Origin of the sequence: Erythrobacter sp. HL-111 (genome assembly GCF_900105095.1) — a bacterium.
Classification (GTDB): domain Bacteria; phylum Pseudomonadota; class Alphaproteobacteria; order Sphingomonadales; family Sphingomonadaceae; genus Erythrobacter.
In genome coordinates this window covers 197,974-211,124 of the sequence record NZ_LT629743.1, presented here as the reverse complement: position 1 = coordinate 211,124, position 13,151 = coordinate 197,974, and the positions used below count along the sequence as shown (strand labels likewise).

Annotated in this window: 13 protein-coding genes; 6 read left to right on the top strand and 7 right to left on the bottom strand. The window is 67.7% G+C overall.

The genetic code is table 11. The annotated features are described in order from the left end of the window. Positions 1 to 2: 2 nt before the first annotated feature. From BLU08_RS01045 to BLU08_RS01030, 4 genes are all read right to left on the bottom strand, one after another. Complete coding sequence (locus tag BLU08_RS01045; RefSeq protein ID WP_157674404.1) at positions 3 to 1,193, bottom strand: flippase-like domain-containing protein; 1,191 nt, start codon at positions 1,191 to 1,193, stop codon at positions 3 to 5. Further along, a complete protein-coding gene (locus tag BLU08_RS01040; protein ID WP_090194197.1) occupies positions 1,190 to 2,425 on the bottom strand; it encodes a glycosyltransferase in 1,236 nt (411 codons plus the stop codon). The genes BLU08_RS01045 and BLU08_RS01040 overlap by 4 nt, the downstream gene beginning before the upstream one ends. 244 nt (positions 2,426 to 2,669) lie before the next feature. Continuing rightward, entirely contained in the window at positions 2,670 to 3,212 is a 543-nt protein-coding gene (locus tag BLU08_RS01035; RefSeq protein WP_090194194.1) for a DUF421 domain-containing protein, read from the bottom strand. A gap of 51 nt (positions 3,213 to 3,263) precedes the next feature. Beyond that, positions 3,264 to 4,694, bottom strand: a complete 1,431-nt coding sequence (locus BLU08_RS01030; RefSeq protein WP_090194192.1) for a M28 family peptidase — start codon at positions 4,692 to 4,694, stop codon at positions 3,264 to 3,266. 118 nt (positions 4,695 to 4,812) lie between these two features. Between BLU08_RS01030 and ettA the strand changes: the two genes are divergently transcribed. Beyond that, positions 4,813 to 6,486, top strand: coding sequence for an energy-dependent translational throttle protein EttA (ettA, locus tag BLU08_RS01025; protein WP_090194189.1), 1,674 nt, complete (start codon positions 4,813 to 4,815; stop codon positions 6,484 to 6,486). 176 nt (positions 6,487 to 6,662) lie between these two features. Next, positions 6,663 to 7,154, top strand: coding sequence for a hypothetical protein (locus BLU08_RS15020; RefSeq protein ID WP_157674403.1), 492 nt, complete (start codon positions 6,663 to 6,665; stop codon positions 7,152 to 7,154). A gap of 165 nt (positions 7,155 to 7,319) precedes the next feature. Here BLU08_RS15020 and BLU08_RS15015 read toward each other — a convergent pair whose 3' ends face one another. Then, positions 7,320 to 7,460: a hypothetical protein gene (locus BLU08_RS15015; protein WP_157674402.1), complete on the bottom strand. Its 141-nt coding sequence runs from the start codon at positions 7,458 to 7,460 to the stop codon at positions 7,320 to 7,322. 2 nt (positions 7,461 to 7,462) lie between these two features. Between BLU08_RS15015 and BLU08_RS01015 the strand changes: the two genes are divergently transcribed. Next, positions 7,463 to 7,984, top strand: a complete 522-nt coding sequence (locus BLU08_RS01015; protein WP_090194187.1) for a BLUF domain-containing protein — start codon at positions 7,463 to 7,465, stop codon at positions 7,982 to 7,984. Positions 7,985 to 8,070: 86 nt separating this feature from the next. Beyond that, positions 8,071 to 8,772: a diguanylate cyclase domain-containing protein gene (locus BLU08_RS01010; protein ID WP_090194184.1), complete on the top strand. Its 702-nt coding sequence runs from the start codon at positions 8,071 to 8,073 to the stop codon at positions 8,770 to 8,772. 19 nt (positions 8,773 to 8,791) lie between these two features. Here BLU08_RS01010 and BLU08_RS01005 read toward each other — a convergent pair whose 3' ends face one another. Then, positions 8,792 to 9,376, bottom strand: coding sequence for a pyridoxamine 5'-phosphate oxidase family protein (locus BLU08_RS01005; RefSeq protein ID WP_090194181.1), 585 nt, complete (start codon positions 9,374 to 9,376; stop codon positions 8,792 to 8,794). 181 nt (positions 9,377 to 9,557) lie between these two features. Here BLU08_RS01005 and BLU08_RS15010 point away from each other — a divergent pair, with 181 nt between their 5' ends. Both BLU08_RS15010 and BLU08_RS00995 read left to right on the top strand, forming a co-directional pair. Continuing rightward, positions 9,558 to 10,670, top strand: coding sequence for an RcnB family protein (locus BLU08_RS15010; RefSeq protein ID WP_233996038.1), 1,113 nt, complete (start codon positions 9,558 to 9,560; stop codon positions 10,668 to 10,670). Between the two features lie 100 nt (positions 10,671 to 10,770). Beyond that, positions 10,771 to 11,439: a 2OG-Fe(II) oxygenase gene (locus BLU08_RS00995; protein WP_090194178.1), complete on the top strand. Its 669-nt coding sequence runs from the start codon at positions 10,771 to 10,773 to the stop codon at positions 11,437 to 11,439. Positions 11,440 to 11,473: 34 nt separating this feature from the next. On the opposite strand, the gene BLU08_RS00990 is transcribed toward BLU08_RS00995, so the two are convergent. Then, a complete protein-coding gene (locus tag BLU08_RS00990; RefSeq protein ID WP_090194175.1) occupies positions 11,474 to 13,096 on the bottom strand; it encodes a lysine--tRNA ligase in 1,623 nt (540 codons plus the stop codon). Between the last annotated feature and the right edge of the window lie 55 nt (positions 13,097 to 13,151).

Here is a 13,151-nt window from a genome sequence, read left to right as displayed (position 1 = left end):
TCCTATTCGGCCGGCTGCGCGCGCATCGACGCGCCGAGCCGCGCGCCCGACGCGCGGTGAAGCAGGACGAACACCAGCGCGGCCCCCGCGAGCGGCAGGAAGAAATGGAGCAGGCGCCACGCGCTCATCGCCGGGACCAGCGCATCTACCGGGGCGAAGGGCGCGAAGAGCAGCAGGAACCCCGCTTCGGCCCCGCCCGCCCCGCCCGGCGTCGGCACGATCGCGCTGATCGACTGCACCAGGTATTGCAGCAGCCAGTAGAGCGCCGGGTGCCATTCCACCCCGAAAGCCGCCAGCACCAGTCCCGCGATCGAGAAGCGCACGCCCCATTGCAGCAGCGCAAGCGCGAGATTGGCGAGCGCGACGAGCTTGCCGCGCCGCCACATCGCGCGCCAGTCGCCCGCCACCTGCGCGAGGAACCCGCGCGCGCGCAGCCCGACCCGCGCCGCCCAGCTGCGCACCCGCTTGCCAAGGAGGCCGCCCGCCGTCACCAGCGCCAGCAGCGCGAGCGCGGCAAGGCTCCACAACGCGACCAGGCTCGCCGTGCGGACCGTCATGTCGATCCGCGCGAGCAGGGCCGGGTCGGAACCCAGGAATTCGAACATTGCGAAGCCCGAAAAGCCCAGGCACAGGGCGATGAGGCAGGCCGCTGCCACCGCGTCTTCCGCCGCCTGAAAGGAGATCAGCGTCACCGCGCGGCGGGATTCGACGCCCGCGCCGACCAGGAACAGGAGCTTGATCGGCATTCCCCCGGTTGCCGACGGCGTCACGGAATTGGTCACCATCGTCCCCGTGATGACCTTGAGCGCGCCTCCGAAGCCGAGGCCAAGCGCCATGAAGCGCGACCAGATCGCCAGCCGCGCGGCATTGGCGAGCATCGGCACGAACACCAGCACGGCAGCAAGGCCGAGCAGTTCGGGCGCGACGATGCGCTGCGCCAGATCGACCCCGCCGAGCGACCAGACCAGCACCGCGACATTGCCCAGCGCCACCACGGGCAGCACGTAGAGCGCGATCCGCAGCGAACGGCGCGGGACCGCTTGCCACAATTGCGCGAGCCGCCCGCCCGCCTGCGCCCCCGCTCCGGCCTGCTCCGCCACCGCACCGGGCGCGTCCTCGGGCTCGGACGCGGCGAGGGGATCGGAGCGCGTATCCTGTTCGAACCGGAACTCGGGCGGTGTCTCGTGGGTCAAGAGAAGTTCGGCGCTCGCTTCAATCGCCCGCGGATCAGACCCGCGCGACGTCTGTCGCGCGCCCTTAGCGCTTCTGCATATTCCACATCAATCAGTTGTTCGAAGGTCTGCGGCCAACGATTGTGCCGCGCGGCCAGGGCGAGCGCGGCGGCGCGGCTCCCGGCGTAATCCTCGCGCCAGACGCGCACGACATTGTCCGCCATCGCCTTGGCGTCGTCGACCGGGCCGAGCAGGCCCGTCCCTTCCGGCACGCGTTCGGGCATGGCCCCGCTCGCGACGCCGACCACCGGCAGACCCGATGCCTGCGCCTCCAGCACCGAAATGCCGAAAGTCTCGTCCGCCATGCCGCTGACATAGATGTCGCACGAGGCGAGCGCGCTCGCCAGTGTCTCGCGGTCGGTTTCGTAGCCGGGAAAGGCGATCGGCAGGCTCTTCGCTTCCTCCATCAGCGTATCGCGCAGCTTGCCGTCGCCCATCAGCACCATCGCCGCGCCGAGATCGCGCGGGAGCTGCTTGAACATTTCGGTGAGGACATAGGCGCGCTTTTCATTGTCGAGCCGCCCGGCATAGATCAGCAGCGGCCCGTCCGTCCGCGGCAGGCCGAGCTTCGCGCGGAAATCGGGATCGCGCCGCGCGGGCGAGAAACGCTCGACATCGACGCCGAGCCCCAGCACCCCGGTGTTGCGGCAGCCGAGCTGTGCGAGCATCGCCTGCGCCTCGCGGTTGAGGGTATAGACCCGGTCGAAGCGGTGATAGGTCATCCAGGCGTAGAAATAGGCGACCTGCCTGAAGAAGCTCGCCGGGTAGTGCCCCGACAGGTCGTTCATCACCCGGTAGACCTGCGAATTGGGAAAATCCGTGCGGTAGCCCGCGACCAGCGCGGTGTCGGGATGGCGCAGGCGATGGCGGATCGCGATCCACGGCAGGACCCAGGGGCACAGGCTCTCGATGATGTCGGGCTTGTATTCGCGCAGCAGGGCGAAAACCGCGTCGTTGCGGCTGATCCAGCGGTAATTCGGGCTGCCCCAGACCTGGCCCGAGCCGACTTCGGCGAAGATGGTGCGGCCCTCCACCGTGATGCGGTCCTCCGGCCCGGGCACGATCTGGAGCAGGCGATGTTCGGTCTTCGCCTGGAAATACTTCCGCTTTTCCTTGAGATAGGTCGATATCCCCCCTCCCCCGGTCGGCGACCAGCTTTGAGTGAGATCGCAGATGAGGAGGTTGTCGGACATGACGGCAGCGTCCAGCTGTGCGGTTGGTGCGGGGCGCCCGGGACTGCCTTGCCGCCGAGGTCGAGCGCGAGGCGGTCCGGGGGCGCGTATCGCATCTCCTTGCCTTCGTGACGTGTCGCGGGTGCGACAGGCGCGTGTCGTTTGCGAGGCGAGGTTTCACCACCGCGTCGGTTGCGCGACCGCAGTCTGATGATTGTCTGACGAAGTCGCTCGCGGACCCGGGACGGCAGGACGGCCGGACGCGTCAGGCGGGCGTCTTTCCCTCCGCCCCGCCCACCCGATCGACGTCCTCGATGAGGTCCCGGTCCAGTCTTTCCCCCTGCACCACGGACACGTCCCCGGTCGTCTCGAGGATCACCGCGCGCACCTCGGAGATGTCCGTGACATTGGCGGACCGCAGCTTTTCGTAGAGGTCGGCCCGGCTCACGCGGGTCTCGTGCATCGCCTCGGTCTGGAATTCGCCGTCCCGCACCAGCACGACCGGGCGGTTCTGCACGAGCGTGCGGAAAGCGGGCCATTTCATCCGCAGTTCGTTCATGCCCCACTGGACCGCGAACAGGCTCGCCATGGCGGCGAGCGCCTGCACGAAGGGCTTCCATTCGCTCGACGTGGCCGCGCTGGCGAGCAGGCTGCCGAGCGCGATGGTCATGACGAAGTCGAAATTCGACATCTTGGACAGCGAACGCAGCCCGTTGATGCGGATCAGGAAAATGGCCCAGATCAGGCCGGCCGCGGCGAGGATCGCTCCGCGCAGGATCGCGTCGATGACCGGTGCTTCAACAAACATGCGCGCTCTCCCTTTCCCGATGCAACGGGAAAGCGCGGCGCTGTTTCCGCCTTAGCGGTCCATCACCGGCGGCGCGGAGGGTTCGGGAGAGCCGTTCAGGATCGCGCGCGGTTCGTTGGCGAGGATGCCCACCACCTGCGTCCACACCGCGACATTCTGGCGCAGCTGCGCCGGGTCGATCTTGTCGAGCGTGTCGTCGGGCGTGTGGTGGAGATCGAAATAGCGCAGCCCGTCCTGCTGGAGGTCGATCAGGGCGCCTTTCTGGTCGCGCACCACGTCGAGGTCCGCGCCGCCGGTCGCGACGACGGGGGAATCGGCGACGCCGAAGCGCGCGACAGCCTTGGCAAGCCGGGCGTGGAGGTCGGCATTGGTGCCGCGGAAATTGCTTTCGAAACGCCAGATCCGGTCCGCGCCGAAATCGCTTTCGAGCCCGACCGCGATGGGTTCGTCGAGATGCGCCGCACTGTAGGCCTTGGAGCCCCACAGGCCCGTCTCCTCGGCGCCCGCCATCAGCACGCGGATGGTGCGCAGCGGTTGCTCATCGCGGCTGGCGTGGAGCGCGGCGGCGGCGATGATCCCGCAACCCGCCGCATCGTCGAAGGCGCCGGGCGAATTCCACCAGCTGTCGATATGGCAGGCGAGAAGCACCGGCGGCAGGCCCGGATTGCGGCCGACGATCTCGCCCACGACATTGCCGCTCGTCGTTTCGCCGAGTTCGCGCGGGTTGAGTTCGAGCCGCAGGCGGATCGCGCGCCGGCCATCGCCATCGGCGGCGCGGGCGAACATCCGCTCGACATTGTCGGCATCGGGTAGCGACATCGCCGCCGCGGGGATCGGCGCGATGCCGTCCGGAAAGGTCGTCCCGCCGGTGTGCGGGTTGCGGTGGTAGTCCGTGCCGACCGATTTGATCACCGTCGCTATCGCGCCCTTCTGCGCCGCGATCCCCGCGCCGACCCAGCGCGCCGGCCCGGCAAAGCCGTAATGCGAACCGTCCTGCGCCGGGCGCATGGCGTGGCTGATATAGGCGATCTTGCCTTCGAGGCTGCCCGCGGGCGCGGCGCGCAGTTCGTCGACATTGCGGAAATGGACCAGCTCGCCCTCGACCCCGCCTTCGGGCGTGGCAGCGCTGTTGCCGAGGGGGAGCACGACGAGGTCCTGCGCGAAAGGCTGCGTGATGCGCGCCCTTGCGATGTCGCCGGGCACCCAGGTTTCCATCGCGAAGGGCTCGCTCGCGACGTTCGCGAAGCCGTGTTCGCGCAGCCAGGCCATCGCCCATTCGCGCCCGCGCGCCTCGGCCTCGGTCCCGGCCTGCCGCGGCCCGACCTCGGTCGTCAGCCCCTCGGTGAAGTCCCAGGCGTGGCGATCCTCCTCCAGCGCGGTGTCCGCCCGCTGACCGAGCGCCGGGGGGACATCGCCGGCATGGGCGGTTGCGGACGCGAGCGCGAGGGCCGCGAGGGCGAGCGGGGATGCGAATGTCTTCATCGGACAAGGCTGCTAGGGTTGCCCGCCCGGCCTGTCCAGCGCCACTTGCCCGATCCTGCCGGGCGGCCTATCTGCACGGGCAACTCTCCCCCCGACCTGACCCGAAGGACCCAACCCGATGGCCGCGCAATACGCCTTCGTCATGAAGAACATGACCAAGAGCTTTCCCGGTGCCCCCAAGCCCGTGCTCTCGAACATCAACCTGCAGTTCTACCAGGGCGCGAAGATCGGCATCGTCGGACCCAACGGCGCGGGCAAGTCGACGCTGATGAAGATCATGGCGGGGATCGACACCGATTTCAGCGGAGAGGCATGGCCGGGCGAGAACATCACGGTCGGGTACCTTCCGCAGGAACCGGAACTCGATCCGACCAAGACCGTGCTCGAGAATGTCCGCGACGGCGCGCGCGAAACCGCCGACCTGGTCGAGGAATTCAACGCCGTCTCCGCGCAGATGGCCGAACCCGATGCCGATTTCGAGGCGCTGGGCGACAGGATGGCCGATCTCCAGGCGAAGATCGACGCGGTCGACGGGTGGACGCTCGACAACCAGCTCGAGATCGCGATGGAGGCGCTGCGCTGCCCGCCGTCCGATGCCAGCGTCGAGAACCTGTCGGGCGGCGAAAAGCGCCGCGTGGCACTGACCCGCCTGCTGATCCAGAAGCCCTCGATCCTGCTGCTGGACGAACCGACCAACCACCTCGACGCCGAAAGCGTCGAATGGCTCGAAAACCATCTCAAGGAATATGCCGGCGCGGTGCTGATGATCACCCACGACCGCTATTTCCTCGACAACGTGGTGGGCTGGATCCTCGAACTCGATCGCGGTTCCTACTACCCGTACGAAGGCAATTATTCGACCTACCTCGAAAAGAAGGCGAAGCGGCTCGAACAGGAAAGCCGCGAGGAATCCGGCCGCCAGAAGCAGCTCAGCCGCGAGCTCGAATGGATCCGCCAGACGCCATCGGCCCGCCAGACCAAGTCCAAGGCCCGCATCCGCAAGTTCGAGGAGCTCCAGAACGCGCAGGAGGGGCGCAAGCCCGGCAAGGCACAGATCGTCATCCAGGTCCCCGAACGGCTCGGCGGCAAGGTGATCGAGGCGAAGAACATTTCCAAGGCCTATGGCGACAAGCTATTGTTCGAAAACCTCTCCTTCCAGCTTCCCCCCGGCGGGATCGTCGGCGTGATCGGTCCGAACGGCGCGGGCAAATCGACCCTGTTCCGCATCATCACCGGGCAGGAAGTGCCCGATTCCGGCACGATCGAGATCGGCGAGACCGTCCGCCTCGGCTATGTCGACCAGAGCCGCGACGACCTCAATCCCAAGAACAACGTGTGGGAGGAGATTTCCGACGGGCTCGACTACATGAAGGTGAACGGCCACGACGTGTCCACGCGGGCCTATGTCGGCGCCTTCAACTTCAAGGGGCAGGACCAGCAGAAAAACGTCGGCAAGCTGTCTGGCGGGGAACGCAACCGCGTCCACATGGCCAAGATGCTGAAACAGGGCGGCAACGTGCTGCTGCTGGACGAGCCGACCAATGACCTCGACGTCGAGACGCTCGGCGCGCTCGAGGACGCGATCGAGAATTTCGCCGGCTGCGCCGTGGTGATCTCGCACGACCGCTTCTTCCTCGACCGACTGGCGACGCACATCCTTGCGTTCGAGGGCAATTCCCACGTCGAATGGTTCGAGGGGAACTTCGAAGCCTATGAAGAGGACAAGCGCCGCAGGCTGGGCGATGCGGCGGACCGGCCGACGCGGCTCGCATACAAGAAGCTGACGCGGTGATCTCGTCCTTTGCCTGTCTTCAAATATTTTGACGAAGAAAGATACGCTAGACGATTTATGAGCAAGGGCGAAATATTGCTTCGCCCTTTGGCTTTCTATCGAGCGCTAGAAATCGAAGAGGGGGGCGCGGGGATAAATGGGACGGGGTCTTGCGCTATGCGCCAGCCGAGGGCCTGATGCTGAACATGGAGGACGGGCGAACGGTCAAATTGCAAGACCACAGCTTCAACGCCTCCGTTCGCCAAGATGAAATATTCGTTTGGTGTGCAAGCAAGGATTTCTCGGCAGAGATCGCAAGCACCTTCGGAAGGTTTTGCGTTCAGATTGATCCCAAGGTGATCGTAGATCGCTTGAGAATGCGCGCGAATGCTAGCTCATCACTCGATTACTCCAAAATCGTTGCCGACGACGTAGTCTATCGCTCAATACAACAAGTCCCTCTCGCCGATTGGGCGCTGCCGGAGAAAGTTGCTCTTATCAAACCTGAAAGCTTCGCCAATCAACGAGAGTACCGCATTGCAGTGAGTAAACGGGGTGCCTTTGATGTGGAGAATGTAGAGCTTCAGCTAGTCCCGCTGGCTCATCTTGAGCCTATAACCCTTGTCAGCTCAAAAATACTCGTGGCCTTGGGTAATCTTGAAGACCATGCAACTCTTCACGAATTCTAAAATTCGCACTAATATTATTCGTCACGCCGACATAGATCGTTCCGCGATATCGGTCCGCCATCGCATAGACCCAGCCGCCGCGCGTTTCCCGATCCATCCGACGAAGAAAAAGGCGAAGCGGCACCCCGGGTCAAGCCCGGGGCGACGGCTGGGGCACATCCCCCCTCACCCCCGCATCTTCCGCAGCAGCATCCCGTTGATCATCTGAAGGTCGCCCTCCGACACCACCGGCTCGATCTGGCCGAGAAAGCCCGAAAGCGCGGCGGCCTTGTCGAACAGCACCTCGTCCTTTTCGCCGCGCAGCAAGAATGTCCCCGAGCCCGCCCGGCTCGCGACCCCGGCTCCCGCAACCGATCCCCGCTGGCCCTCCCCGCCCCGCAGGTGTTACACTGCCGCATCCACGCAGCAGGAGCGCCGCCATCAAACAGCTCATCTACCGCTCGCAGCCCTTCGGCTTCGACCAGTCCATGCTCGACGGCATCCTCATGGCGGCGCGGCGCAACAACCGGGCGAACGGCATCACCGGCGCGCTGATCTGCCGGCAGGACATGTATATCCAGCTCGTCGAAGGGCCGGACGACGCGATCGACGCGTTGTACCAGCGCATCCTCGCCGATGACCGGCACACCGACGTGAAGCTCGAAATGTCGCTCGCCATCGAGGAACGGATGTTTCCCCGATGGGCCATGCTCGACGACACCAATCCCTCGATGACCTTTTCCAAGGAGGAGGTCGAGGACGGCGCGATCGACCGCGCCAGTCCCGAGGCGCTGCGGGCGCTGTTCCGCCGGATCGCGGACAGGGCGAACGCGGCCAGCACCGCGACCTAGTTGCGCGGGGCGGGCGCCCCTTTACGCCGTCTTAACCACACTGCCCGCATTGCTGCGTAAAAGGGGCCGGCAAAAGGGGCAGCGTCATGGCAGTGGGCCATTCCAGCGGCGAGGCGGCAGCGCTCCTGATCGATCCGGGCGCGCTCGATCCCGGGGCGGGCCTCGTCATCACGATCGCGCTGGCGGCTGTCCTTACCGTCTTCGCGCTGATCCGCGACCCGCTGGCGCTCGCCGGCGCGGCCGGGGTCGGCGCGCCATGCGAATCCCTTTCGGACCTGCTGGGGCCGCGCCGTTCCGGGCGTGACGGCCGCTCCCCCGGCGTCCCGCACGCCGTGGTCGAGGCGCGGATCGACCAGTTCCGCGCGATGCCGCGCCTCATGGGCGAAGAGGCCCTGCGCGAGGCGGTCGAAGGGTTTGCCGCGATCCTGCGCGGGGGGCTGCGCCGCGGCGACAGCCTGCGCACGATCCCGGGCGAGGGTTTCGTCATCGTCCTCGAAGGCACGCGCGAGGTCGAGGCCGCCGGCATCGCCGGGCGGCTGCGCCGCGCGCTCGCACGGACCCGCGTCCCGGGGCTGGCGGACATGATCCGCGTCACCGCCAGCTTCGGGGTCGCCGAGGCGCGCCTCGGGGAAAGCCCCGAGGCGACCCGCGCCCGCGCCGCGAGCGCGCTCGACGCGGCGATGGCGCAGGGCGAGGACTGCGTCGTGATGGCGAGCGAGATCGAGGAAGTGCTGTTCCTGCCCCCGCCCGCCCTGCGCCTTACTGCATCGGACAGCCGGGCGGCCTGAGCCGCGCCGGGAAGCCGTCTCAGGGCGACAGCCAGCGGCCCTGCCAGGCGCCGTCCTGCGCCCGTTCGAATCCGGCCCGGACATGGCCGGTATGCGCCAGATGGAGCCAGTCGAGGCTCACGAGGTCCACCATCATCACCGCGAAATTGGGCCGCGCCTCGACCAGCTGCCCGTCGGTCGGCTCGACGCCTTCGAGCGCGCCCGGCAGGCCCGAGGTCGGCGCATCGCTCGGCGTGCCCGGCCCCGCGCCGAGATAGCAGCGCCGGGCGAAATTGGTGCCTTGCGCCCAGGCCTCCTCGGTGATCGGCGCATCGGGCAGGACCCGGGCCGTGCCGCGGGCGCGGATCTGGATCTTCGCGCCCTTGTCGTAGAACAGGACCGCGACGCGCGGGTCGGCGGCGATCGCGGCGGTCTTGGGCGCGCGGGTGTCGGTGTGGAAGCGCAGGCTCCAACCGGCCGCATCGAACGCGCGAAGGACCATGACGCGTGCATCGACATCGGCGGTGACGACGGCGGGCGTGTGCATCGGCGACTTGCGGTCGCGCGCCCCGCGGACGAGGCGATTGGTGCAGTCCTCCAGGACATCGTCGAGCGCGTCGAACATGGCGGCGCACTTGCCCGGTAGACCCGGCGGGATCAAGCCCGGCCACAATCGGTTCAGCCTTTATCCTCATAACATTAACGCAGGCCCGACCGACCGATTAAGGCGAGCGACAGGCCGCTGCCGCCACAATGCTTCCATCGAAATGGCCGTGTGTGGTGGTGCGGCATTGACGGAGGCACACATGGACATGACCTTTTTCCTGCGAGGCACCGCCCTGTCGGGCATCGCCCTTGCCCTTGCCCTCGCGCTGTCGCTGGTCGCGCCCGCCGGACCGGCGAGCGCGGCGAGCACGAGCGCGGCCGAAGCAGGGCGCGGCGTCGGGGCGGACCCGATCGCGCAGCGCCGCGCGGCGATGCGGCAGGCTCGCCAGCAGGCCCGCAGCGAGCGTCGCGCGGCGCGCCAGCAGGTCCGGCGCGCGCGTCCTTCCGCGGTCCGATCGAGCCGGGGCACGGCGCGCCCCGACCGCGCGCGTCCGCGCTTAGATGCCATGCCGCGGGTGCCGCAGGGCCGGGTCGAACGGGTCGAAGGGCGCCCGGACCGGCGCATGAGGCAGGCCGCGCGGCGGGCCGAACGGGTCGAGCGGCAGGCAAACCGGCGGGCCGAGCGGGTCGAACGACGGGCCGGACGGCAGGCGGACCGGCTCGACTGGCGCGGACGCGACCGCGCGGCGCAGCGGCTCGAACGCCGGGGCGTGCGGCGCGCCGATCGCATCGAGCGCCGGGGCGAGCGCAACGCGGGCCGCATCGAGCGCCGCGCCGACCGCCGCATCGACCGCTTCGACCGGCGGGGGAACATCCGCGCCGAACGCCGTGCGCAGCGGCAGGGCCGGGACTTCGACAACCGCGTCGCCCGCCGCGTGATCCGCGCCGAACGGCGCCGCGACTGGCGCGACGAGCGTCGGCGCGATGTCCGCCGCGAAATCCGGCGCGAGCGGCGCGATGCCTTCCGCAGCGGCGTGCGGGCCGAACGGCGCGCCAGTTTCCGCCGCTGGGACCGTCGCTGGCGCAACGACAATCGCTTCGGCTGGCGCAACTATCGCCGCGCACACCGGCAGCATTTCCGGCTCGGGCGCTATTACGCCCCGTTCCGCGCGCACCGCTACAGCCGGATCGGCATCGGCTGGCAGCTCGACCGCCTGTTCTTCCAGCCGCGCTTCTTCATCAACGATCCCTGGGCCTTCCGCCTGCCGCCGGTCTACGGGCCCTATCGCTGGGTGCGCTATTACGACGACGTCCTGCTGGTCGATGTCCACAGCGGCCAGGTGGTCGATGTAATCTACGACTTCTTCTGGTAGGCTCCGCGCACGTCCTGCCGGACCCCGGCCTGCCCGCGCCCGGCGGTCGGGGTCCGAGCCTTCTTGCACCCGCAAGCACGCCTGATAGATAGTCGGCCCCATGCCGAAATCCCCCGCCATTCCCGACCAGGACGCCCTGCGCCGCATCGGCGCGACCGTGACCGCACGCCTCGACGCCGATCCCGGCGTCTACCGGATCGACACCGACAAGGCCGACCTTTTCGCGGTCGGCCAATTCCTCACCCCGGCCGAATGCGAGCGCCTGTGCCTGATGATCGACGCGGTCGCGCGCCCGTCGAGCCTCCACGAACAGGGCTATGAAAGCGGCTTTCGCACCTCCTATTCGGGCGATCTCGATCCGCATGACAGCTTCGTCATGGGCATTTCGCGGCGGATCGACGACCTGCTCGGCCTCAACCCCGTCACCGGCGAGGCGATCCAGGGCCAGCGCTACCTGCCGGGACAGGAATTCAAGCCGCACAACGACTGGTTCTACACCTCCGAAAGCTACTGGCCGCTCGAACGCAAGCGCGGCGGGCAGCGTTCATGGACCGCGATGGTCTTCCTCAACGCGGTCGAGGAAGGCGGGCACACCCATTTCACCGACCTCGGGATCTCGATCGAGCCCAAGCCCGGCGTCCTGCTCGCCTGGAACAACGCCGACCGCGACGGGGTGCCGAACGAGCTCACGAAACACGCCGGGACGCCGGTGGGCAAGGGCGCAAAATACATCATCACCAAGTGGTATCGCACCCGTCGCTGGCGGTAGGAAAGGGGGCGCGTCCCCCTCCCGGGTCCGGGGTTCACGCCCGTTCGAGCGCTTCGGCGATCAGCTTGCGCGTCGGCTCCACCCCGTAGAGCGCGATGAAGCTGCCCATGCGCGGACCCTGCGCCGATCCGAGCAGCGTCTGGTAGAGCGCCTGGAACCAGTCGCGCAGCGAGCCGAAGCCGAATTCCTCGCGCTTGCCGATCTCGTAGACGATGGTCTGCAAATCCTCCGCCGCCATGTCCGCCGGCACCGCGGCCAGTTCCGCGTCGAGCGCACGCAGCGCCGCCGCCTCGCTTGCCGTGGGCGCGCGCTTGACCAGGGTCGGCGCGACGAAATCGCGGTTGTAGGCGAGCGCCTTGTCGACGAGGTCATCGAGCGCGGGATGCGCCGCGGGGTCCGCGTTCTCGATGTAATTGCCGAGATAGGACCACACCGCCTCGCGCGTCGCTTCGGCCCCCAGCACCCCGACCAGGTTGAGGAGCAGGCTGAACGGCACGGGCAGCGCGTCGCCCGCGCCGGGCGCGTGCGGACCTTCGATCCGCTCGTTCGCGCGCAGGAGGTGCCAGACCGGGTTGCCGAGCCGCTTGTCGAGTTCCTGTTCGGGCAGCTTCTCGCGGAACTGCCAGTAATCGTCCACCGCCTTCGGGATCACGCCCGCGTGAAGCTGCTTCGCGCTCTTGGGATTGGCGAAGATGTAGAAGCCGAGGCTCTCCTCGCTGCCGTATCGCAGCCATTCCTCGATCGACAGGCCATTGCCCTTGGACTTGGAGATCTTCTCTCCCTTCGCATCGAGGAACAGCTCGTAGATCAGCCCCTCGGGCTTGTGGCCGCCGAGCACGCGCGCGATCTTGCCCGACTGCACGCCGCTGTCGGTCAGGTCCTTGCCGTACATCTCGTAATCGACGCCGAGCTCGACCCAGCGCATCGCCCAGTCGACCTTCCACTGGCATTTCGCCCGGCCGCCCAGCGCGCTCTGTTCGACCGTGGTGCCGTCCTCGTCGGTGAAGCGGATCAGGCCCGCTTGCGGGTCGATCACCTCGATCGGCACCTGCAGCACCGTGCCCGTCGAAGGGCTGATCGGCATGATCGGCGAATAGGTCCTGCGGCGTTCCTCTCCCAGTGTCGGGAGCATGATGTCCATGATCGCATCGAAGCCGCGCAGCACCTTGCGGATTCCCTCGTCGAAGGCGCCCGAATCGTAGCGTTCGGAGGAACTCACGAATTCGTAGTCGAACCCGAAACGGTCGAGGAATTCGCGCAGCCGCGCGTTGTTGTGGTGGGCGAAGCTTTCGTGCGTGCCGAACGGGTCGGGGATGCGCGAAAGCGGCTTGCCGAGGTGCTCCGCCAGCATTTCCCGGTTGGGCACGTTGTCGGGCACCTTGCGCAGCCCGTCGAGATCGTCGCTGAACGCCACCAGCCGCGTCGGCGCGCCGCCGGTCAGCGCCTCGTAGGCGCGGCGCACCAGCGTCGTCCTCAGCACTTCCTGGAAGGTCCCGATATGCGGCAGGCCCGAGGGGCCGTAGCCGGTTTCGAACAGCACCGGCGCGCCGCCCGGCTTGCCGTCGCGCAGCCGCTTGGCAAGGCGCTGCGCCTCCTGGAACGGCCAGGCCTTGGAAGAGCGCGCGGCGGCGAGGAAATCGTCTGTCGTGGTCGTCATGGCGTCGCGCCTATCAGGCAAGAAAAGCGCCCTTGCAAGCCGGGATGAAGCGGCG